The 21,641-nt window shown below is 67.5% G+C and carries 25 protein-coding genes; 16 read left to right on the forward strand and 9 right to left on the reverse strand.

Annotated features, from left to right (window positions below):
• Positions 1-8 precede the first annotated feature (8 nt).
• The 3 genes from D7D52_RS07065 (at position 9) to D7D52_RS07070 (ending at position 1,180) form a co-directional block, all read left to right on the forward strand.
• Entirely contained in the window at positions 9-227 is a 219-nt protein-coding gene (locus D7D52_RS07065; protein ID WP_120735584.1) for an MbtH family protein, read from the forward strand.
• 129 nt (positions 228-356) lie between these two features.
• Positions 357-503 (forward strand): hypothetical protein, encoded by a 147-nt coding sequence (locus D7D52_RS37595; protein ID WP_162958191.1) that lies wholly within the window; start codon positions 357-359, stop codon positions 501-503.
• A 452-nt stretch (positions 504-955) separates the two neighbouring features.
• Positions 956-1,180 (forward strand): hypothetical protein, encoded by a 225-nt coding sequence (locus tag D7D52_RS07070; RefSeq protein ID WP_120735585.1) that lies wholly within the window; start codon positions 956-958, stop codon positions 1,178-1,180.
• On the opposite strand, the gene D7D52_RS07075 is transcribed toward D7D52_RS07070, so the two are convergent.
• Positions 1,149-2,366, reverse strand: a complete 1,218-nt coding sequence (locus D7D52_RS07075) for a TetR/AcrR family transcriptional regulator (RefSeq protein WP_120735586.1) — start codon at positions 2,364-2,366, stop codon at positions 1,149-1,151. The two genes, D7D52_RS07070 and D7D52_RS07075, sit on opposite strands and share 32 nt — an antisense overlap.
• A 104-nt stretch (positions 2,367-2,470) precedes the next feature.
• On the opposite strand from D7D52_RS07075, the gene D7D52_RS07080 reads away from it, so the two are divergent.
• The gene (locus D7D52_RS07080) at positions 2,471-2,914 is read left to right on the forward strand and encodes an SRPBCC family protein (protein ID WP_120735587.1); all 444 of its coding nucleotides are present in this window, start codon (positions 2,471-2,473) and stop codon (positions 2,912-2,914) included.
• A 20-nt stretch (positions 2,915-2,934) separates the two neighbouring features.
• Complete coding sequence (locus D7D52_RS07085) at positions 2,935-3,693, forward strand: enoyl-CoA hydratase (RefSeq protein ID WP_120735588.1); 759 nt, start codon at positions 2,935-2,937, stop codon at positions 3,691-3,693.
• 303 nt (positions 3,694-3,996) lie between these two features.
• Here D7D52_RS07085 and D7D52_RS07090 read toward each other — a convergent pair whose 3' ends face one another.
• Both D7D52_RS07090 and D7D52_RS07095 read right to left on the reverse strand, forming a co-directional pair.
• Entirely contained in the window at positions 3,997-4,563 is a 567-nt protein-coding gene (locus D7D52_RS07090) for a GNAT family N-acetyltransferase (protein WP_246023669.1), read from the reverse strand.
• A 10-nt stretch (positions 4,564-4,573) separates the two neighbouring features.
• Positions 4,574-5,848: an NsdA family TPR-like regulatory protein gene (locus D7D52_RS07095; RefSeq protein ID WP_162958192.1), complete on the reverse strand. Its 1,275-nt coding sequence runs from the start codon at positions 5,846-5,848 to the stop codon at positions 4,574-4,576.
• Between the two features lie 283 nt (positions 5,849-6,131).
• Between D7D52_RS07095 and D7D52_RS37600 the strand changes: the two genes are divergently transcribed.
• The 3 genes from D7D52_RS37600 to D7D52_RS07105 are packed head-to-tail and all read left to right on the forward strand — an operon-like array spanning position 6,132 to position 7,071.
• Complete coding sequence (locus D7D52_RS37600; protein WP_162958193.1) at positions 6,132-6,305, forward strand: hypothetical protein; 174 nt, start codon at positions 6,132-6,134, stop codon at positions 6,303-6,305.
• Positions 6,302-6,652 (forward strand): hypothetical protein, encoded by a 351-nt coding sequence (locus D7D52_RS07100; RefSeq protein ID WP_246023670.1) that lies wholly within the window; start codon positions 6,302-6,304, stop codon positions 6,650-6,652. Before D7D52_RS37600 ends, D7D52_RS07100 begins: the two co-directional genes overlap by 4 nt.
• Complete coding sequence (locus tag D7D52_RS07105; protein WP_120735590.1) at positions 6,649-7,071, forward strand: hypothetical protein; 423 nt, start codon at positions 6,649-6,651, stop codon at positions 7,069-7,071. The genes D7D52_RS07100 and D7D52_RS07105 overlap by 4 nt, the downstream gene beginning before the upstream one ends.
• Positions 7,072-7,334: 263 nt before the next feature.
• Here D7D52_RS07105 and D7D52_RS07110 read toward each other — a convergent pair whose 3' ends face one another.
• The 3 genes from D7D52_RS07110 to D7D52_RS07120 are packed head-to-tail and all read right to left on the reverse strand — an operon-like array spanning position 7,335 to position 9,805.
• A complete protein-coding gene (locus tag D7D52_RS07110; protein ID WP_120735591.1) occupies positions 7,335-8,423 on the reverse strand; it encodes a methyltransferase domain-containing protein in 1,089 nt (362 codons plus the stop codon).
• 21 nt (positions 8,424-8,444) lie between these two features.
• Positions 8,445-9,158, reverse strand: a complete 714-nt coding sequence (locus tag D7D52_RS07115) for a carbon-nitrogen hydrolase family protein (RefSeq protein WP_120735592.1) — start codon at positions 9,156-9,158, stop codon at positions 8,445-8,447.
• Positions 9,159-9,214: 56 nt separating this feature from the next.
• Positions 9,215-9,805: an SACE_7040 family transcriptional regulator gene (locus D7D52_RS07120; RefSeq protein WP_120735593.1), complete on the reverse strand. Its 591-nt coding sequence runs from the start codon at positions 9,803-9,805 to the stop codon at positions 9,215-9,217.
• Between the two features lie 94 nt (positions 9,806-9,899).
• Here D7D52_RS07120 and D7D52_RS07125 point away from each other — a divergent pair, with 94 nt between their 5' ends.
• The 6 genes from D7D52_RS07125 to D7D52_RS07150 are packed head-to-tail and all read left to right on the forward strand — an operon-like array spanning position 9,900 to position 17,946.
• Positions 9,900-11,480 (forward strand): carboxyl transferase domain-containing protein, encoded by a 1,581-nt coding sequence (locus D7D52_RS07125; RefSeq protein WP_120735594.1) that lies wholly within the window; start codon positions 9,900-9,902, stop codon positions 11,478-11,480.
• Between the two features lie 17 nt (positions 11,481-11,497).
• Positions 11,498-13,549 carry an acetyl/propionyl/methylcrotonyl-CoA carboxylase subunit alpha gene (locus D7D52_RS07130; RefSeq protein WP_120743882.1) on the forward strand — a complete coding sequence of 684 codons (2,052 nt, stop codon included), beginning with the start codon at positions 11,498-11,500 and terminating at the stop codon, positions 13,547-13,549.
• Positions 13,546-14,706 (forward strand): acyl-CoA dehydrogenase family protein, encoded by a 1,161-nt coding sequence (locus tag D7D52_RS07135; RefSeq protein WP_120735595.1) that lies wholly within the window; start codon positions 13,546-13,548, stop codon positions 14,704-14,706. Before D7D52_RS07130 ends, D7D52_RS07135 begins: the two co-directional genes overlap by 4 nt.
• Entirely contained in the window at positions 14,703-15,179 is a 477-nt protein-coding gene (locus tag D7D52_RS07140; RefSeq protein WP_120735596.1) for a MaoC family dehydratase, read from the forward strand. Before D7D52_RS07135 ends, D7D52_RS07140 begins: the two co-directional genes overlap by 4 nt.
• Positions 15,176-16,009, forward strand: coding sequence for an HpcH/HpaI aldolase/citrate lyase family protein (locus tag D7D52_RS07145; RefSeq protein WP_120735597.1), 834 nt, complete (start codon positions 15,176-15,178; stop codon positions 16,007-16,009). Before D7D52_RS07140 ends, D7D52_RS07145 begins: the two co-directional genes overlap by 4 nt.
• An 11-nt stretch (positions 16,010-16,020) precedes the next feature.
• Positions 16,021-17,946, forward strand: a complete 1,926-nt coding sequence (locus D7D52_RS07150) for an acetoacetate--CoA ligase (RefSeq protein ID WP_120735598.1) — start codon at positions 16,021-16,023, stop codon at positions 17,944-17,946.
• A gap of 16 nt (positions 17,947-17,962) precedes the next feature.
• Here D7D52_RS07150 and D7D52_RS07155 read toward each other — a convergent pair whose 3' ends face one another.
• Positions 17,963-18,238: a cupin domain-containing protein gene (locus D7D52_RS07155; RefSeq protein ID WP_120735599.1), complete on the reverse strand. Its 276-nt coding sequence runs from the start codon at positions 18,236-18,238 to the stop codon at positions 17,963-17,965.
• Between D7D52_RS07155 and D7D52_RS07160 the strand changes: the two genes are divergently transcribed.
• Both D7D52_RS07160 and add read left to right on the forward strand, forming a co-directional pair.
• Positions 18,232-19,278, forward strand: a complete 1,047-nt coding sequence (locus D7D52_RS07160; RefSeq protein ID WP_120735600.1) for an isopenicillin N synthase family dioxygenase — start codon at positions 18,232-18,234, stop codon at positions 19,276-19,278. The genes D7D52_RS07155 and D7D52_RS07160 overlap by 7 nt on opposite strands.
• The gene (gene add, locus D7D52_RS07165) at positions 19,275-20,291 is read left to right on the forward strand and encodes an adenosine deaminase (RefSeq protein ID WP_120735601.1); all 1,017 of its coding nucleotides are present in this window, start codon (positions 19,275-19,277) and stop codon (positions 20,289-20,291) included. The genes D7D52_RS07160 and add overlap by 4 nt, the downstream gene beginning before the upstream one ends.
• Here add and D7D52_RS07170 read toward each other — a convergent pair.
• Together D7D52_RS07170 and D7D52_RS07175 are read right to left on the reverse strand one after the other, a co-directional pair.
• On the reverse strand, positions 20,274-20,699 hold the full coding sequence (locus tag D7D52_RS07170; RefSeq protein ID WP_120735602.1) for a DUF4254 domain-containing protein: 426 nt from the start codon (positions 20,697-20,699) through the stop codon (positions 20,274-20,276). The two genes, add and D7D52_RS07170, sit on opposite strands and share 18 nt — an antisense overlap.
• 140 nt (positions 20,700-20,839) lie before the next feature.
• Positions 20,840-21,601: an SDR family NAD(P)-dependent oxidoreductase gene (locus D7D52_RS07175; RefSeq protein WP_120735603.1), complete on the reverse strand. Its 762-nt coding sequence runs from the start codon at positions 21,599-21,601 to the stop codon at positions 20,840-20,842.
• Between the last annotated feature and the right edge of the window lie 40 nt (positions 21,602-21,641).

Below are 21,641 nucleotides of genomic sequence, written 5' to 3' on the forward strand. Positions count from 1 at the left end.
CAACCCGAATGAGCAATCCGTTCGACGACGAAAACGCCCAGTTCTACGTGCTCGTCAACGAGGAGGCCCAGCATTCGCTGTGGCCGGTGTTCGCCGCCATCCCCGGCGGCTGGAACGTCGCCCACGGGCCGGCGCTGCGCCAGAGCTGCCTGGACTACGTCGAGGCCCACTGGACCGATATGCGACCGGCCTCGCTGGTCCAAGCCATGGCGGTAGAGCCCGAGTAGCGCCGGCGCCGAAAGCGCTGCGGCTCGGCCGCATCCAAGACCCGGGGTCGTTCGACCCCGTGCGGCGGTCCCGAGAATCACCCAGAAATCGAGGGGGTCTGTCCGCGTCGTGAAAGAAAGGGAATCACCATGACCACCACTCCTCCGCCCACCGGCGGCGGCCCCACCGTCGACATCGGCTCCATCATCTCGCAGGTGCTGAAGTTCCTCGGCAGTGGTTCCACCACGAGCTACAACCCCAAGGGACCCAAGCTCAAGAGCGATCACGCGAAGTAATTCGCGCGGCACGAATTCACGTTCGAAAGGATCAAACATGTTGAGTGGCAGTGGCGCCAACGACCTTCTGCAGGCCCTCGTCCACCTGTTGGGCTCCGGTTCCTCCACCTCGGTCGTCCAGCCGGGTGGCGGTGCGGCGGCCCCCGTTCATTAGGAGCAGACCATGCTGAGCGGTAGTGCAGTCAACGGCTGGCTGGAAAACTTGGCGAAGGCGCTGGGCACCGGCTCCTCCTTCACCTTCCCGCCGCTGAACAACTAGCGGTACGCGAGGTTGCCGCGGCCGTCAGGACCCTCCGGTCCTGACGGCCCCGGTCAATGCGCGGTAATTCCGCTATTCGACAACACGTTCCGATCGTATTCGCGCAACTCGCGGTCGTCGCTTCCTGCATTGGCGAATGTTTCGCAAATATCCTTTTCGATATTCGCTGACGGGTAGCCACGAGAGGAATGCCATGAGCAGGAGTGCTGCCGTTGACAATCGCACCGGGGTCGAGCCGCACATCATCGGCCTCTATTGGGATCGAGATGGCGATATCTGGCAGCGGGAGGATGGTGGCTGGCGGCTCATTCTGCAGAGCGGCGTGGCCGTCGATCCGATCTCGCTGTGGGAGTGGGACAACGGACACGTGCGCGATTACGCGCCGTTCACGCCCGTGCAGGCCATCCAAACAGGGTAGTTTCCATCAGGCGGATCACCCTGGGCTGCGGGCAGATCGACGGGTGCCCGCCGAACTCCCGGCCCAGGTCCACCACCAGTCCGAACGCGGCCTGCACCAGAATGCGGGCCTCGCCGTCGGACAGTTCGGGGCGGACCGCCACCAATAAGCGCACCCATTCGGTCACGATGAGGCGCTGCACATTGCGCAGCATGGTGCGTTCCTCGGCCGTCACATGGCCGAATTCGGCGTAGTAGACGAAGGTCAGTTCGCGTTCGGCGAAGGAACCCGCCACATACAGATTCACCAGTGTGCGCAGCGCCTCGGCCGGGGTCGCCGAGGCGGCGACGGCCGGGCCGATCGCGCCCGACACCCGATCCGCGGCCCGGCGGAAGGCCGCGGCCAGCAGATCGCCCTTGCTGCGGTAGTAGCGGTAGACCGCCGAGGCCGCCGACAGGTCCGCGGCGGCGGCGATGTCCTCCACGCTGACGTTCGGGTAGCCGCGGTCGTGGAACAGCTCGACCGCCTTCTTCAGCAGCAGTTCGTGTTTGAACGACTGCGGGATCTCCACCTCGCGCACCGGCGCCGGCGCCGCGCCCTCGGGCGGCAGGTCGGCGGCGATGATCGCGTCGCAGGCCGAATGCAGCAGGGCGGTCAGGGATTTCGCGGGCAGGGCGGCGTGGTGATCGCCGATGCTGGAGATCACGCTGAGCAGGCTGACCGCGCGCACCGCCCGATCGTGGCCGTCGAGTTCGGGCCGCAGGTCGCCGATCAGGCCGCGCAGGGCGGCCAGGGCGGCGGTGAAATCGTCCTCGAGCGTGCGACGGTCGTCGTCGTCGAGGTAGCGGCGCTCCCAGCGCACCAGGGTGACGGTGGCGCGGTTGGCGATGGTCTCGGCGATCATCCGGTCCAGCACCCGGTCCAGCCGCTCGCGCGGCGTCAGCCCCTCGGCGGCGTCGGGCGGGGTGGCGGCGTCGGCGGTGAGGCGGGCCAGGCGCAGCAGCTCCTCGCGGAACAGGGCGTATTTGCTCGGGTAGTGCCGATACAGTGCGGCCGAGGAGATTCCGAGGCGAGTGGCGATGTCCTCCATGCTCACGCCGTGATAGCCGAGCGAACCGAAGGCGGCGGCCGAGGTGGCGGCGATCTGGGCGCGCCGGTTCTTCGGGCGGCGGCGGATCACGCGCTGCGGCTGCTCCTCGACGGTCATACCGGCAATGGTAGCCACCAGGCAAAATCGGCGAGGCGAGGCCGCCGCGGCGGCCATGCCGCCGATTCGACGCCGGGGAAGATCGCCGGGCGTAGGCTGCCCGCATGCGCACGGTTGATGTTGAGCGCGCGATCGCGGCTCCGCAGCCCGACGTCTTCGACTGGCTCACCGATGTCACCAATTACCAACGGGTTCCGCTGGTTCGGCGTGTCACCCTGGTGCGGCCGGGCCACACGGCGGGCAACGGCGAGGGTGCGGTGCGGCTGGTGGTGACTCCGCTGTTGCGGATCACCGAGGAGATCGTGGAATACGATCCGCCGCGGATGATGCGGTACCGGTTGCTGAATTCCGTTCCGCCCCTTCGACATCAGGAGGGCTCCATCGTTTTCGAACCGGATGCGGCGGGCACCCGGGTGCGCTGGTCGTCCACCTTCGAGATCGCGGCGCCGGTGTTCGCGCCGCTGTGGACCCGATTGTTCCTGCCAGTGGTGCGCGGCGGCTTCCTCATGGTGTTGCGAACCGCCGAGCGGGAACTGCGCGGCGGCTGAGCCGGTTACCATCTTGGCCCATGGCGGAGATCAAGGTGGAGCGCCGGAATGCGGTGGCGCTCGTGACGGTGCACGACCCCGACAAGCGAAACGCGTTGACCCTGGACCTTTCCGCCGATCTGGCGGACGCGGTCGCCGACGCCGAAGCCGACGAATCGGTGCACGCCCTGGTGGTCACCGGCACGCCCCCGGCATTCTGCGCGGGCGCCGACCTGACCACCCTCGGCGAGGCGCGGGAAGAAGGTCTGCGCGGCATCTACGAGGGCTTCCTCGCGGTAGCCCGCTGCAAGCTCCCGACCATCGCCGCCGTCGGCGGCCAAGCCGTAGGCGCCGGCCTCAACCTCGCCCTGGCCGCCGACATCCGCTTCGCGAACCCCAAGGCTCGCTTCGACGCCCGCTTCCTCAAACTCGGCATCCACCCCGGCGGCGGCATGACCTGGATGATCCAACGCGCCGTCGGCCCCCAACAAGCAGCCGCCATGACCCTCTTCAACGAAGTCCTCGACGCCCGCGCCGCCGAAAAATCCGGCCTCGTCCACCGCCTCATCGAAGGCGACCACCCCACCCTGATTTCTGCGGCCATCGAATTCGCCACCGCCACAGCCGATATCCCCCGAGACCTCCTCATCACCACCAAACGCACCATGCGCGCCACCCGCACCCTCCCCACCCACGCCGAAGCCGTCACCACCGAACTAACCCCCCAACTAACCTCCCTCACCACCCCCGAATTCACCTCCCGCCTAACCGCCCTCCAAACCCGAGCAACCACCCCCTAACCGCCGTCCGCACCCTTGACCGGATGCCATCGGACCACATGTCAGTACCCCCCGATTCGATAGCGAGCACATGCCGAGTTCCGAATTTGGCCTCAGCTCGCACAAACGGCGCTCAACCAACCGATCTCGACCAGTTCCCCTGGCGCTGTGCGAGATCAGGCCAACGATGCGCCCATCCGACCTGACCTGGCGACGCGCCGATCTGCCGCATACCGGGTCGCCGACCGATACGAACGCCGTTGTACGTAAAGCGGATTCATACGAGCGAGAGGGCCGCCCCGAGCGGCCCTCGTGGCGTTTCGATCAGGGGCGTGGATCGGCGATCAGAACGTGGAACCGTGGCGCACCCTGCCAGGCAGGCTGGAGGGTGCCGACGCGGCGCGCGCCCCAGTGCCTGTAGATGGCATAAGCGTTGTGGTTGGCCGGGTTCACCAGCCACGTCACGCGCTGTTCGGCCCTGCCGGCGAGCAGCCCGCGGTACAGAACACCGGCGATGCCGCGGCCGGTGTGTTTCTTGTCGACCATGAGCTCACTGAGCGCGAACGTCTTTGTTCCGTCCTCGGCGGTGAACTCCTCCAGGGATGGCTGTCCGGGGTCGAGTACGAGCCCGGCCCACCATGTCGTGTCAGCATCCAACGGCCAGCCGAACGCTTGCCCGACGGGGAACCCGTCGAGGGTTGCGAGCACCATCGAAAATCCTGCGATGGTCGAGTAGACCTCGAATCGCTCCATGAACGCTTCGGTGGATTCGAAGGGGTTTCCGGTGGCGATGGCGTCAACATAGCCGCGCGCCTGCACATCCGCGATCGTGTCGCGGATCGTACGTGTCTGGTTTCCGGAAAATGACTGGAGGACAACCATTTCCGCCATACGTTCCTGCCTAGTCAGGGGTAGCGAACCGATCGTATCGTTGCTGGAACTCGAGGTGGCGGGGTTTGACAGCGGCTGCGCGTACGGGTTCGAGAACGCGAAGCGTTCGGCCGGATGACACTCCTCTGCCCAGGTTGTCGAGAACGTCCGCGGCCACCGATACCGCGTCGTCGATATTGCCGACCTCCGCCAAAGAGGATGCGAGCCAAGCGCGGTAGTTCGCGGCATTGCGCTGTCCGGTGCGTTCGGCGGCAACTTGTTCGAACAGTTCGGCCGCCCGAGATGCCTCGCCGAGGTAGGCGTATCCGCATGCTTCATGGTACCGAATCTCGTTGTGGCACAGGAATTTCAGCCAGCCCGCGCATTCCTCGATCGGCTCGTGATCGGATGCGAGATCCATCTCGCGCCATGCCGTCGCCACGGCGCGAGCGAAGGCCGACCGGTCGCCGAGACATGCGTACGCGGTCGCCTGCCTCGAGGCGATGAGTGCATGAATGCGGCCGGAGGACTGCCGCCTCGTGAGGTCCGCAGCCCTGGAGATCGACCGCAAGGCCGAAGTCGGGTGCGCCGCGCCGCGGCGGGCTTGGGTAGTGATCTGGAGGGCGACGTTCAGACAGGTATGAGCGGCTAACTCGTCGTCGCCGGTTTCGTTGGCCAAGGCCATGGCGTCGCGGTAGCAATCTCGAGCGTCGAGTTGGTCGTCGTTGTCGTAATACAGCCATCCGGCGGTAACAGCCATATTCCCTGCGGCGGAGGCGAACAGCGGTGCCACGGCACTGTCGATCTCGCAGGTCGTCAGCGCGGCCTTCGCGTTCTCGAGGTCGGCTCGCGCCAACTGGGCAAGCGCCCCGCCGCCAACCGTCTGCTCGGTCGTGACGAAATTGCCCACCCGCTTCGACAAGCGTTGAGCCTCGGGCATTCCGATGCGGGCAGCCCGACGCGGTGGAGCGAGGATGGTCAGTCCGGCCACCGTCCCCGCAACGAACAGTTGTCGCCTTTTCATATCGTCGTCCTCTTCTGGTCCGTGTTCAGCGCCTTCGGACGTACCCGTTTCGAGACGTTCGAACTCCGACAGTGCCTCCCCATCAACGCTATTGATCAGCCCTGCGTCGGCAAGAGCGACCTCGAATCGCGCCATCCCTGCCGGGTCGAGGCTGGCGAGAAGGGTGTCGAGCGCCGCAGCGGACTGGCCGATCACGGGGCGCTCGGCCGTTGCTCGCTGTTCCCACTTCTGAATGGTCTCGAGCTTGAACCCGAGAACCTCGGCCAGCTCTTCTTGCGTCATGCGGAGAGCGGTTTTGCGCAGCGTCCGGACGTGCGTCCGAGTCCATGTCCCGACGATCATTCGGTGACCCCCTGCCGCTCCTCGCAACGGTCCGTAGGAGAAGCGTACGACCTCCGTATCAGCTCCGTGGCTGGGATCGCGTTCGCCGCTGGACGATGCTTGGAAATGCCCGGTGCCATGGGTATTCGGCATCGACTGACTGCGGCGGCCCCCCGCCGGCCGATGTCTCGATCCCCGGCGCCGGGCGCTCACCATATTGCCGCGGACCGGAAGGCGCACGGACATGGATTTCCTTTTCGCACTCACGCTCGTGGCCGCGGTGATGCTTGCGGCAGTCCTATCCGCCAGCCGCACAGGCTGTTCGAGTCAGCATCGCGCCGGGCTGCGCGTCGCCGATATCGAGGCTCGCCTCGCCGCCGAACGCGAACGCACCGATACACCCGTGGGGCGGTGGTGACCGTGTTCGACGCGCCAACCGCCATCCCGTATTTGCGTACCGATGTCTCTGGTGCGCGCCAACCCTGGGACGAGGTACAAACCCGAAGCCTGGCAAAACGTTTCGGGTACTCGGTGCCGAAAACCATCGCATTCAGCGAGCACACCGACGACCCGATACAACGGTTGATCAATGCCGTCCGCAGCGTGAACGCCGACGCCGTGGTAGTGCCGAGCTTGGCGCATCTGGGCGGGGTCGTTCCTGACGTCCTGGTCCGCGTGGTCGACGTGATCACAGTTGAACCCGAGGCAACGTACGCACGGTGGATCATTCCACCCGATGCGCCAGCCGAAACGAGAGCCCGGTGACCGCGGCACTGCTGCCGACGTCCCCACCACGCGGGGTGAACGATGTCGGCGTGCACTGCTTTCTCGGACTGCGTCGATTCGCGGTCGAAACAGGCGTCCCCTACGACCTGTTGCAGCGGTGGCGCATACGCGGTCCGTACTACGTGCCGCCGCCGGTGGTGTTGGTCGGCCGCTGGCCAGGCTGGCCACTGCCGATGATCGAGACATGGACACCGACCATCGTCGCTGGAAGCGGTCCGGTGCCGATGGAATGGCGCTGGCCGCACCCGACGATCGAGGCCGCGGACACGGTAACCATGTGTCGACATCATGACTGCGCACACGCGGGGCTCTGGTTGCGCGTCAGCCGCGGCGAGATCGCGCGGCCCGACATCTGGGTCGACGACAAACCAGGCTGGATCCCCTGGGCCAGAGGATGATCCCGACCGCTGGGTGCCGGGCGAAGCAGTCGATCCCAGTACCGTGCCCTGCGCGGTCGACGCTTCGGGTGGATGAGTGGTGATGCGGCAGGCGAGGGCACCGCCCCAAATGTCCCGAGGCCGTCCCACAGGTGCCCCCGGAACGGCATCGGCCGGGAGCCTCTCGATTTACCGGCGTCGAACTCGCGCACCTGTACGCCCGCGATATCGCCGACATGGCTTTCCCCAACTAAATCGCGCGGGTAGCACACCCAGCTACCAGGCTAGGGAGCTTGGCCGGGCATTCGAGCCGCCAAAGAAGTGATTCGGTCGGTGATGTTGTGGCGCGCGAGGATGATTCCGCCGAGCGGGCTCTCGGCCGACGTTACGGTTCTGTCGGCCTCGACGACGAAGCCCGCATCGTCGAGCCACGCGCGCATTCGGCTGTGTTGGCGACGATAGACATGAAGCTGCATCGCGTGGCCACCGTAGCCCGGGGTCTTCAATTGCGAATCGTCTCCAACATGGAAACCGAGCAGCAGCGGTCCTCCTGGACGAAGCACTCGCGCGAACTGGTCGAACACGGAACTGATCTCGTCATCGGGGATATGGATCAGCGAATACCACGCGACCAGACCAGCGATCGAGCCGTCTGTGCGAGCGAGGTTCGTCATGGAGCCGACTTCGAACCGGACGCCGGGATGATCGCGGCGAGCCACTTCGATCATTCCGGGCGACAGGTCGATCCCGAATGCGTCCACATCCAGTTGCCGTAGGTGGGCGGTGATCCGCCCTGCCCCGCAACCCACATCCGCAACGAGCCCGCCGCCCTGAGCACGTACTATCTCGGCGAACGACGCCAAGGCCGCGCGCTCTTCGGGTGTCTCGTCCAAGAGATGACGGGTGAGGTCTGCATAGGTAGTCGCGACGGTGTCGTACGACGTCCGTGTGTCATCCAGCCAGCCGGAGGGGGTGGTGGCTTCGATTGCCTGCTTCATTTCGGCGATGCCGTGGTGGGTGCGGAGGCGGACTTCGGGGGCGGCGGTGTCGGGGAGGATGTCGGTGGTCCAGATCAGGCGTGCGGGATTGGTTTGGCCTTGGACTTCGAAGGATGCGTGGTGGTAGTCGAGTGGGGGGCGGGCGCCGGAGGTGACGGAGTAGGCGAGGCGGCGGGAGTTGTCGTCGATGGAGATGATGAGTTCGGTGATGACGTGGCCGTCGGGGAAGGTCAAGAAGCGGTGGTTGCCTTCGATTCTGATGTCGGTTACGCGGCCGTGTAGCAATCGTTCGTGGACGGCGCCGATGTCGCGGACGACATCCCAGACGTGTTGGGGCGCAGCGTTGATCGCGACTTCGTGGCGGATGGTGGCCATGGCTCCTCGGGCTGGGTGGGGCTATACGGCGATGTTGGCGGTGGCGATCATGGGGGTGTGAGGGTCGGCTTCTGTCAGGAGGGTTCCGTCGGGGCTCCGGAGGGCGGCGCGGCCGCAGGCGGTGACTGGACCGGCGGGGCCTACGTGATTGGCAAGGGCCACATAGACGTTCGCTCGTTGGGCGATCGCGGGATAGAGGGATGCTCGTTCGGCGATGCCTGCGCCTGTGCCGTACAGGGCGCTGGCCAGGTGGACGTCACAATCGTCGTCGGCGATGCGGGCGATCAGGTCGGGGGAGTGGTTGTCGAAGCAGGTGGCGAGGGAGAAACGTAGGCCTTGCAGTTCGAAGCGGCCGTCTTTGTCTGCGGGGCTGAAGAACTCTTGTTCGTTTTCGAACAAATGCTGTTTGTGGTAGGTGGTGAGGAGAGCGCCGCCGGCGTCGTAGACGTAGGTGGCGATGACCGGGCGGTGGCCGTCGAGGGCAGAGGCGGCGCAGTTCACGACGGTCGCAATGCCGGTGGTGCGCAGCCGATCCAGGCGAGGGTCGTCGGGGCGGAGCCAGAGGCTCTCGTCGGCTGCGGTTGCGGCCAGCTCGTATCCGGTCACCGCCAGCTCTGGAAATACGATCAATTCCGCGGAGTCGTCGCCGGCCTGCTCGGCGAGCCGCACCATCCGGCCGAGGTTCGCCTGGACATCCTTGGGAACGCAAGTGAACTGTGCCGCAGCGACTCTCATACGCCGAAGACTAGCCGCACCAGTCGACCCGCCGCCGACCTCCACGCCGCCGCGGATCAGGTCAGGGCGGTCAGTGCCATTCGACGGAGGATGGGGCGGGCGCGGGTGGGGCTGGTGGGGGCGCTGTGGGGGGTGGAGTTGATGAGGCCGAAGGTGGCGTGGGCCTGTACGCGGGCGGTCTGCTCGGGGAGGTTGGGGTGGAGGGCGCGCAGCACCTCGACCCAGACTTCGACGTATTGGCGCTGGGTGCGGCGGACTTGGCGGCGGGCGGAGTCGGGGAGGTTTTCCAGGTCTCGGTCTTGGATGCGAATCAGTTCGGGCTCGCCCAGGGCGAAGTCCAGGTGGAAATCTACGAGGCCTTCCAGAGCCGCTGCGGGTGTGGTCGCCGCCTTGGCGACCGCGCGGCCGCCGTCGAGTAGTCGCTGACTGATCCCGACCAGCAATTCGACCAGCAGCGCCTCTTTGTTGGGGAAGTGCCGGTACACGGCCGGCCCGCTGATCCCGGCGGCGGCTCCGAGGTCGTCCAGGCGCATCCCGAGGAATCCGCGATCGGCGATGAGCCGCGCGCCGGCCTCGAGCAACTGCTGGCGACGCTGGGCTTTGAGTTGTTCGCGCCGGGTGGGCGCGACGGTTTCCGCACTGTTCACCGGGGCTCCCTTCGTCGGTGCTGGACAACTCAGTTAGTGAAGATTATCTTATTTTCCAGTTATTGGTGACTAACCGAACCGGGAGGCGGAGCGGATGACGCTAGCCGCGGGCACGCGTACGGAGAACCGGGACGCGCACCTGGCGCTGGTCGGCGAGCTGCGGGAGCGGCTGGCGGGCGCCGCGCTGGGCGGGCCGGAGAAGAGCCGGGAACGGCACCTGGCGCGGGGGAAGCTGTTGCCGCGCCAGCGGGTGGACCAGCTGCTCGACACCGGCAGCCCGTTCCTGGAGTTGTCGCCGCTGGCGGCCAACGGCATGTACGACGACGAATGCCCGGGCGCGGGCGTCATCGGCGGCATCGGCCGGGTCTCGGGGCGCGAGTGCGTGATCATCGCCAACGACGCGACGGTCAAGGGCGGCACCTACTACCCGATGACGGTCAAGAAGCATTTGCGCGCACAGGAAGTCGCGCTGCAGAACAATCTGCCCTGCGTCTACCTGGTCGACTCCGGCGGCGCGTACCTCCCGCGCCAGGACGAGGTCTTCCCCGACCGCGAGCACTTCGGCCGTATCTTCTACAACCAGGCGACCATGTCCGCCAAGGGCATCGCGCAGATCTCCGCGGTCCTGGGCTCCTGCACCGCCGGCGGCGCGTACGTCCCCGCCATGAGCGACGAGACCGTCATCGTGCGCAACCAGGGCACCATCTTCCTGGGCGGCCCGCCGCTGGTGAAGGCCGCCACCGGCGAGGTGGTGACCGCCGAGGAACTCGGTGGCGGCGACTTGCATTCGCGCACTTCGGGTGTCACCGACCACCTCGCCGAGAGCGATCAGGACGCCCTGCGCATCGTGCGCAACATCATCGCCACGCTGGGCCCGAAGACCCCGACCCCGTGGGATGTCGCGCCCACCGTGGACCCCATCGCCCCGCAGGACGAGCTCTACGACGTCGTCCCGGTGGACCTGCGCACCCCCTACGACGTGCGCGAGGTCATCACCCGCCTCGTCGACGGCGGCGAATTCCAGGAATTCAAGGCCGAATACGGCAAGACCCTCGTCACCGGCTTCGCCCGCATCCACGGCCACCCGGTCGGCATCGTCGCCAACAATGGCGTCCTGTTCGCCGAATCCGCCATGAAGGGCGCACATTTCATCGAACTGTGCGACAAGCGCCAGATCCCGCTGCTGTTCCTGCAGAACATCACCGGCTTCATGGTCGGTCGCGACTACGAGGCCGGCGGCATCGCCAAGCACGGCGCGAAGATGGTGACAGCCGTGGCATGCGCGCGGGTGCCGAAGCTGACCGTCGTCATCGGCGGCTCCTACGGCGCGGGCAACTACTCCATGTGCGGGCGCGCGTATTCGCCACGCTTCCTGTGGATGTGGCCGAACGCCAGAATCTCGGTGATGGGCGGCGAGCAGGCCGCATCGGTGCTGGCGACCGTACGCGGAGAAGCGCAGGGAGGTGGAGCGCAAAGCGAGCAGGACCTCGAGGCGTTCAAGGCCCCGATCCGCGCGCAGTACGAGGCCCAGGGCAATCCCTACTACTCGACCGCCCGCCTCTGGGACGATGGCGTCATCGACCCGGCCGACACCAGAACGATTGTCGGCCTGGCCCTTTCGGTCTGCGCGCAGGCCCCGCTCGAGCCCGTCTCCTACGGCGTCTTCCGGATGTGATGACCATGATGAACACAATGACCAGGCCCGCCTTCGGCAAAGCTCAACCCGTCGCATTCGACACGATCCTCGTCGCCAACCGCGGCGAGATCGCGGTACGAGTCATCCGTACGTTGCGCGCCATGGGAATTCGCTCGGTAGCCGTCTACAGCGACGCCGATGCCGATGCCCGCCACGTGCGCGAGGCCGACACCGCCGTCCGGCTGGGCCCCGCCGCCGCCCGCGACTCGTACCTGAACATCGACAAGGTGGTGGCCGCCGCCGTGCGCTCGGGCGCACAGGCCGTGCACCCGGGATACGGCTTCCTGTCGGAGAATTCGGCCTTCGCCGCCGCCCTCGAAGCCGCCGGTATCGCCTTCCTCGGCCCGTCCGCGCGCGCCATCGAAGTCATGGGCGACAAGATCACCGCCAAGAACGCGGTCGCCGAGTACGGCGTCCCGGTGGTCCCCGGCATCGCCCGTCCCGGTCTCACCGACGCCGAATTGATCGAGGCCGCAACCGAAGTCGGCTACCCGGTCCTGGTCAAGCCCTCGGCCGGCGGCGGCGGCAAGGGCATGCGCCGCGTCGAGGACCCGGCCGATCTGCCCGCCGCCCTGGTCAGCGCCCGCCGCGAGGCCGCCGCCGCGTTCGGCGACGACACCCTGTTCCTGGAACGCTTCGTCACCCGCCCCCGCCACATCGAGGTGCAGATCCTGGCCGACCAGTTCGGCCACGTCCTGCACCTGGGCGAACGCGAATGCAGCCTGCAACGCCGCCACCAGAAGGTGATCGAGGAGGCCCCGTCGCCGCTGCTGGACGCCCACACCCGGGCCCGCATCGGCGCGGCCGCCTGCAATACCGCGCGCAGTGTCGACTACGTGGGCGCGGGCACCGTCGAGTTCATCGTGTCCGCCGACCGCCCCGACGAGTTCTTCTTCATGGAGATGAACACCCGCCTCCAGGTGGAACACCCGGTGACCGAACTGGTCACCGGCGTGGACCTGGTGGAGTGTCAGGTGCGCGTCGCCGCCGGTCAGAAACTGGCGGTCGCGCAGGAGGACATTCGCCTCACCGGCCACGCCATCGAGGCGCGCGTCTACGCCGAGGACCCGGGCCGCGACTTCCTGCCCACCGGCGGCGAAGTGCTGGCGCTGTCGGAGCCGGAAGGCCCTGGCGTGCGGGTGGATTCGGGGCTGCGGGCGGGCACCGTCGTCGGTTCCGACTACGACCCGATGCTTTCCAAGGTGATCGCCTACGCCCCCGACCGCGCCACCGCGATCGCCAGACTCGATGCGGCCCTGCGGGATACGCAGATCCTCGGCGTCCGCACCAACACTGATTTCGCGCGCTTCCTGCTCGCCGATCCGGATGTGCGGGCGGGACAACTGGATACGGGCCTGCTCGACCGCCGCTCCGTGGACTTCCGCCCCGCCGAGGTCACCGACGAGCAGTTCATCGCCGCCGCCGCGCGCATCTGGCTGGACCGCTGGTCCGCCGCGCCCGCCGACCCCTGGCAGCAGCCCACCGGCTGGCGTGTGGGCGAGCACGTGCCCGTCGGCATCCGCCTCCGCTCCGTAGACTCGCGCTTCGGCGGCGACCGCACCGCCCACGTGTACCTCGCGGGCACCCCGCAAGCAGCCACCGTCTGGCTCGAGGACGGCGAAAAGCGGGCCCTGACCGCCGAATCCGAGGGCGAGACCCTCGTCCTCGCCCTCGACGGCCTGCGCACCCGCTTCCGCGTCGCCACCGGCCCCGGCCAGATCTGGGTGGCCGACCGCACCGGCACCGCCCAGCTGCGCGCAGTCGCCGAGGCCGACCTCCGCGCCGGTGACGCACACGTCGGCGACGCCGAAATCGTCAGTCCCATGCCGGGTTCCGTCATCGCCACCCCCGCCGCCGACGGCGATCTCGTCGCCGCGGGCGCGCCGATCGTGATCGTCGAGGCCATGAAAATGGAACACACCCTCACCGCCCCCGTCGCCGGCCGCGTCGAACTGCTGGTCGGCCCCGGCACGCAGGTGACACTCGAACAGCCGCTGGCCCGCATCGTCGCCCAGGACACCCCCGCCGAGGAGAACACCCCGTCATGACCGAATTCCTGTCCACCGGAACCCTGCCCGACGAATACCGCGACCTCGCGCTCACCGTCCGCGACTTCGCCAACCAGGTGGTCGCCCCGGTCGCCGCCGAGCACGACGCCGAGCACAGCTTCCCCTACGAGGTGGTGGCGGGCATGGCCGATATGGGCCTGTTCGGCCTGCCGTTCCCGGAGGAGTTCGGCGGCATGGGCGGCGATTACTTCGCGCTGTGCCTGGCGCTCGAGGAACTCGGCAAGGTCGACCAGAGCGTGGCCATCACCCTGGAAGCCGGTGTCTCGCTGGGCGCCATGCCCATCTACCGCTTCGGCAACGACAAGCAGAAGGCGGAGTGGCTGCCGCTGCTGGCGTCGGGTCGCGCGCTGGGCGCGTTCGGCCTCACCGAGCCCGGTGCGGGCAGCGACGCGGGCGGCACCCGCACCACCGCGGTGCTCGACGGCGACACCTGGATCATCAACGGTTCCAAGCAGTTCATCACCAACTCGGGCACCGACATCACCCGCCTGGTGACGGTGACCGCGGTGACCGGCGGCGTGGACGGCAAGAAGGAGATCTCCACGATCATCGTGCCGACCGAAACGCCCGGATTCCGAGCCGAACCCGCGTACAACAAGGTCGGCTGGAACGCCTCCGACACCCACCCGCTGTCCTTCGACGACGTCCGGGTGCCCGCGGAGAACCTGCTCGGCGAACGCGGCCGCGGCTACGCCAACTTCCTGCGCATTCTCGACGAGGGCCGCATCGCCATCGCGGCCCTGTCGGTCGGCGCGGCCCAGGGCTGTGTGGACGAGAGCGTGCGCTACGCCAAGGAGCGCGAGGCGTTCGGCCGCGCCATCGGCAGCAATCAGGCCATCGCCTTCAAGATCGCCCGCATGGAGGCGCGCGCCCACATGGCCCGAACCGCCTACTACGACGCGGCCGCGCTCATGCTGTCGGGCAAACCGTTCAAGAAGCAGGCCGCCATCGCCAAACTGGTCGCCAGCGAGGCCGCCATGGACAATGCCCGCGACGCCACGCAGATCTTCGGCGGCTACGGCTTCATGAACGAATATGCTGTGGCCCGGCACTATCGCGACAGCAAGATCCTGGAAATCGGTGAGGGCACCACGGAGGTGCAGTTGATGCTGATCGGGCGGGAGCTCGGCCTGTGACCCAGAAACGGGTGGTCCAGCGCGGCTTGTGGTTCGACGAATTCGAGGTCGGTGTGCTCTACGAGCACCGGCCCGGCCGCACCATCACCGAGGCCGACAATGTGCTGTTCACGACGCTGACCATGAACACCCAGGCGCTGCACCTGGACGCGGCGTTCGCCGACGCCCTGCCGCCGTTTCATCAGCGGCTGGTGAACTCCATGTTCACGCTGTCCACCCTGGTCGGCCTGTCGGTCGCGCAGCTCACCCAGGGCACCATCGTCGCGAATCTGGGCTTCTCCGAAATCGCCTTCCCCAAACCGCTTTTCCACGGCGATACCCTGTACGCCGAAACCGAGGTCACCGACCTGCGAGAATCCAAGAGCCGCCCGGGCGAGGGCATCGTGACCTTCGCGCACACCGGGCGCAATCAGCACGGTGACATCGTCGCCACCGCCGCCCGCAAAACTCTGGTGAGGAAGAAACCCGAATGAGCTGGGAAATGCCCGGTCCCGCTTGGCTTTTCTGCCCCGCCGACCGCCCGGAGCGCTACGCCAAGGCACTCGACGCGGCCGACGTGGTCATCATCGACCTCGAGGACGGCGTCGCGGAGGCCGACAAGGCGGCCGCCCGCGAGGCGCTGATCGCCCACCCGCTCGATCCCGAACGCACGGTGATCCGGGTGAACGCGGCCGGCACGCTCGAGCACATGCTCGACCTGGACGCGCTGGTGCGCACCGAGTATCGGCGCATCATGCTGCCCAAATGCGAATCGGCCGAACAGATCACGCGCCTGACCGACTACGAGGTGATCGCGCTCGTCGAGTCGCCGCTGGGCGCGCTGGCGGTCGGCCGGGCGGTCATGGTGCGCAATGCCATCGGCGTCATGTGGGGCGCGGAGGACCTGGTGGCCGCGCTCGGCGGCAACTCCTCGCGGCACGCCGACGGCGGCTACCGCGATGTGGCACGGCACGTGCGCTCGCAATCGCTGCTGGCCGCCAAGGCGTACGGGAAGTTCGCGCTGGACTCGGTGTACCTCGACATCAAGGATCTCGACGGGCTGGCCGCGGAGTCGCAGGACGCGGTCGCCATCGGCTTCGACGCCAAGGTGGCCATCCATCCCAGCCAGGTGCCGGTGATCCGCACCGCCTACGCGCCCGCGGCCACCGAAGTCGACTGGGCGCGCCGGGTATTGGCGGAGGCCCCGAACCATCGGGGTGTCTTCACCTTCGAGGGACGGATGGTGGACATGCCGGTCATCCGGCATGCCGAGCGAATCGTGCAGCGGGCGGTCACCGCCGGCAGCGCGGGATTCGCGTCGTAGGAGGAATTGCGGTGCAACCACAGTGGGTGCCCGGCGACGCCGATATCGCCGAGGCGCAGGTGACCAGCTTCGCGCTGTTCGCAGAACAGCGCACGGGGCTGAAACTGCCCGACTACCAGGCGCTGTGGCGATGGTCGGTGGACGACCTGCCGGGCTTCTGGGGCGCGATCTGGGACTATTTCGACCTCGGCGAGCGCTCCGGCGACGTCCTGGGCTCCACCGAAATGCCGGGCGCGCAATGGTTTCCGGGTACCACGCTGAACTATGTCGACCAGGTGATCCGGCAGGTCCGCGACGACCGGCCCGCCATCCTGTCCGCCGACGAGACCGGCGAGATCACCGAAATCTCTTGGGCCACACTGATCGCCACCGCCGCGGCCTTCGCCCGCACACTGCGTGAACAAGGCGTCGAAGCGGGGGACCGGGTCGCCGGCTATCTGCCCAATATCGCCGAGGCGGTCATCGCCTTCCTCGCCACGGCGTCGCTGGGCGCGGTCTGGAGTGCCTGCGGGCAGGACTATTCCGCACAGGCGGCGCTGGACCGGTTGGGGCAGCTGGAACCCACGGTGCTGGTCGCCGCCGACGGCTACCGGTTCGGCGGGAAGGTGCACGACAAGACCGCGGACATCGCGGCACTGCGGGCTGGGCTGCCCTCGCTGCGGGCGACCGTCGTCGTCCCCCGGATCGGCGCGATCGTGCCGGACGCGCTGACGTGGCAGACGGTCGACCCCGGCGACGAGGATCTCGACCTGCCCACCGCGGCAGTCGATTTCGCGCATCCGATCTGGGTGCTCTACTCCTCGGGCACCACCGGCAAGCCCAAGGGCATTGTGCACGGGCACGGCGGCGTCCTGCTCGAGCATCTCAAAGCCGTTGCTCTCCAATCGGATATCGGCGAGTCCGACACCTTCTTCTGGTACACCAGCCCGAGCTGGATGATGTGGAACTTCCAGGTCGCCGGTCTGCTGGTGGGCGCGACCATCGTCTGCTACGACGGCAGCCCGTCCGCGCCGGCCACGGATGCGCTGTGGCAGTTGGCATCCCGGACCGGCACCACCGTGCTGGGCACCAGTCCCGGCTATGTGCTGGCCTGCGCCAAGGCCGGATCCGTGCCGCGCGCCGACCACGATCTGTCCGCACTGCGGCTGGTCGGGATCACCGGCTCCGCGCTGCCGCCGTCGTCGTCGCTGTGGCTGCGCGACAATGTCGGCGTGCCGGTCGCCTCGATCAGCGGCGGCACCGATGTGGTGTCGGCCTTCATCGGCGGCGTGCGCACCCGGCCGGTATGGCCCGGCGAGTTGTCCGCCCCGTATCTCGGTGTGGCGCTGGATGCTTGGGACGAGCAGGGCAAACCCGTGCGCGGCGAGGTCGGTGAACTCGTCATCACCGAGCCCATGCCGTCCATGCCGGTGGCGTTCTGGAACGATCCGGACGGATCCCGTTACCGTGACGCGTATTTCGAGATGTTCCCCGGCGTGTGGCGGCACGGCGACTGGATCACCCTCACCGAGCACGGCAGCGTCATCGTGCACGGCCGCTCCGATTCCACCCTCAACCGCCAGGGCATTCGCATGGGCAGCGCGGACATCTACCAGGCCGTCGAGGCGTTGCCGGAGATCGCCGAGGCGCTGGTCATCGGCGTCGAATTGCCCGAAGGGGCGTACTGGATGCCGCTTTTCGTCACCCTGGCCCCGGACGTCACGCTCACCGGCGAACTGAAGCAGCGGATCAACGCCACCATTCGCACCGAGGTCTCGCCGAAGCACGTCCCCGACGAGATCATCGAGGCCCCGGGCATTCCGCACACCCGCACGGGCAAGAAGCTGGAAGTGCCGATCAAGAAACTGTTCCAGGGCGCGGACCTCGCCACCGTGGTGGCGCCCACCGCCGTGGACAACCCCGCACTGCTGGACTGGTACGCCGCCCAGAAACCGTAGCCCCGGTTCCGCTGCTTCACTGCGGTTGCGCGATGACCAGCAGCACATGGGCCGGCCGGTCGTCGACCAGATGCCAGCGGTCCCGGATGGTCGAGGGATAGTCGACGAAATCGCGGGGCCCCAAACGGATTCGGCCGACGCCGACCAGCTCGACCTCGAGTTCGCCGGACACCACGTACACCCCCGTCACGCCCTTGGATTCGAACCAGCCGCCTATGAACTGGCCCGGCTCCACCACGTACTCGATGACCTCGAGCGGACTGTGCGGCCGCATGTGCAGCGCGCATGACATTCGAAGTTCCGATCATCGACCTCACCGCCTTCGTCACCGACGGCGAGCCGGACGCCCGCGCCGCCACGGCCCGCGCCATCGACGCGGCCGCCTCGACCGTAGGGTTCATGCAGATCGTGGGACACGGTGTCCCGCAGCCGATTCTGGACGACTTCGCCGCGGCGCAGGACGGATTCTTCGGTCTCGACCTCGAGGTGAAGAAGCGATACCGGGTGCCGCCGCCGATCAATCGGGGCTACTCGCCGCCCAAGAGCGAGAGCCTGAGCTTGAGCTTGGGAGTCGAGCAGGCGTCGCGGATGAACGACTTCTTCGAGGCGTTCAATATCGGCGTCGCGGCGTCGGCGCATCCCAGGCTGGAACTGTCGATCATCGATTACGCCGAAAACGTCTGGCCGCAGGAGGTTCCGGACTTCCGGCCTGCCGTCTCGGCCTATTTCGCCGAAGCCGGACGCGTCGCACGGACTCTGGCGACCGCCTTCGCGCAGGCGCTGGAGCTGCCGGCCGGATACTTCGACCCGTTCATCGACCATTCGCAGGATGTCCTGCGCATGAACAACTACGCGCTGCCGCCGGGCACGGTGGACCTCGACGGCGAACTCACCGGCATGGGCGAGCACACCGACTACGGCATCCTCACCGTGCTGTGGGCCGATCAGGTCGCCGGATTGCAGGTGCTCGGGGCGGACGGCGGCTGGCACGATGTCGCGCCCGCGGACGGCGCGCTGCTGGTCAATCTCGGAGATCTCATGGCGCGCTGGACCAATGAACGCTGGCTGTCCACGCTGCACCGCGTGAAACCGCCGGTGGTCAACGGCACCATCGCGCGGCGGCGCAGTGCGGCCTACTTCTGCGACGGCAATGCCGATGCCGTCATCTCCACGCTGCCGTCCTGCATCGGCGAGGGCAGCAAGTACGAGCCGGTGAGCGTGGCCGAACATCTGCGGGTCAAACTCGCCGGTTCGCGCTACCTGCAACCGAATACGAACGCGCCCCGCGAGGCGGCGCGGGTGCTGGCGGCACAGCGGGGAGAGCGCGGATGAGCATCCCGTTCGCGACGCTGCCGAAGGTCAGCCTGCACTGTCACCTCACCGGTTCCGTCCTGCCGGGCACGGTGCTGGAGCTGGCGCGCAAACACGGCGTTCCGGCGCCGGACGGCCGGGGCGCGCACGACCTCTACGACATCGACAGCCACGAGGACCTCGACGAGTTCCTGCGCGTCTACGACCTGGTCGGCCGGGTGATGCGCGACGCCGACGACTTCCGGCGCACCACCTACGAATCGCTGACGACGCTGGGCGCGGAGCATGGCGTGCTGTACCGGGAGATCTTCGTCAGCCCGCCGTCGCATCCGGGCGTCGCCTATCGGACAATCCTGGACGGCGTGCGAGCGGGCATGCGGGAAGCCAAGGCGGACACCGGAATCGACAGCCGGATCATCATGGCGATCAACCGTGAGGACACGCCCGCCGCGGCCTTCGACCTGGTGGAGCAGGTGATCGCGCACCGGTGCGACGAGGTGGTCGGCATCGGGCTGGACTATGCCGAGATCCACGGCCCGCCCGGGCTTTTCCACGAGGCGTTCGCCCGCGCGGGCCGGGCGGGGTTGCGGCGCACCGCGCATTCGGAATCCGGGCCGCCGGGCAATCTCGCGATTCTGCTCGATGTGCTCGGTTGCACGCGCGTCGATCACGGCTATCACGTGGTGGACGACCCCGATATGACAGCCCGCTGCCTGGACGCTGGAATCGTATTCACCTGCACGCCGGTCAGTTCCGATATCGGCCGCTACTCCGGGTCGGGCAATGGCAAACACGAGAAGATCGCGGCCATGGTCGAGGCCGGTTTACGGGTGACCATCGACTCCGACGATCCGCCGATGTTCGGCACCGACCCCACCAACGATTTCCGTATCCTGCACGAGGCGCTCGGTTATGACACCGAACAATTACTGGCCTTCACCCGTACGGCGGTGGACGGGTGCTGGCTCGACGAATCCGACAAGGCCGCATTGCGAAGTGCGGTCGCCGACCGGATGTCAGTGGGTACCGGGTAGCCGGCGGCGACCGGTCGTCACTTCCGACGCCAAATCCTCGTAGCCGACCGCCAATTCGGCCAGGTGCTCCCAGGCAACGGTGAGTTCCCGGCCGGATTCGCGGGCGAGCGCGGCATAGGCCGCCGCGGTGAGGCGGGCCAGCCGGTCGATGACGGCGCCGAGGGTCTCGGTGTGCACGCGGGCCGCGCCGTGTGATGGCGGCAGCTGCCCGGTGACCCAGCGGTCGATCTGCTGCACCAAATTCGTTCGGAGCGTGTCGAGTTGGGCGAGTTCGTCCGGCTCGGCGGCCAGCACCCGCTCGTGTAGAGCGGTCAGATCGTGTGCCGCGCGTAGTAGTGGATGCCTGGGCGCATCGGACCCCCGGCACGCCTGAAGGACCTGATTCTTGGAAGGCAGTGTGTCCCTCATCGACTGCTCCTAATACCGCGAACTGCGAATTCTCAGCAGATTAGTCAGCGCAGATGACAGGCGCATGTCTGGTGGTTCAACAACCCACTGCCATTTTGCTATTGAAAGTTCCCCGGCCCAGGCGGTCTCGTTGTGAGGGATCAGGCGGTGGCGCCGCCGTCGATGACGAGATCGTGCCCGATGACGAAACTCGATTCCGGCGAGGCGAGCCACACCACGGCGGCCGCGATCTCCGCCGGATCGCCGACCCGGCCGAGCGGAATCGCGGAGGCCACACGGGCGTCGCGGTCATCGCGAGTTTCGCCGGGGCGGAAAGACATCGGGGTATCCGTCGCGCCCGGGCTGACGGCATTGATGCGAATACCGTCGCCGATATGGTCGCGGGCGGCGGTCTGCGTCAAGGCGCTGACGGCCGCTTTGGACGCGGCATACGCGGCCGATCCCGGGCGGCGACCGTGCGCGCCGATATTCGAGGCCATATTCACGATCGCACCGCCGCCCTGGGCGCGCATATGGGCGATTTCGTGCTTCATGGACAGGAAGACGCCGGTCAGGTTCACGTCGAGAACGCGCTGCCAGTCGCTGTCGGGCAGGTCCCCGACCGGGGCCGGGGTGCCGAGGATTCCGGCATTGTTGAATGCCACGTGCAGGCCGCCGTGGCGGCGCACGACCTCGCCGATCATGGCTTCCACCTGGTCGGCGGCGGTGACGTCGGCGCGCACCCAGTCGGCCTTGCCGCCGTCGGTCCGGATGCCGGCGGCCGCGCGGGCCAGTGCGTCGGCATCACGGCCGGCGAGCACCACGGTGGCGCCGCGGTCGGCGAAGGCCTGCGCGGTCGCGCCCGCGATGGCGCCCGCGCCGCCGGTGATCAGCACAACTTTTTCGTCGAAACGGGTGCTCATGAGAGACAGCAACTCCTTTGTAGAACGTTCAGTCTTGAAT

Source organism: Nocardia yunnanensis, from assembly GCF_003626895.1.
GTDB lineage: Bacteria > Actinomycetota > Actinomycetes > Mycobacteriales > Mycobacteriaceae > Nocardia > Nocardia yunnanensis.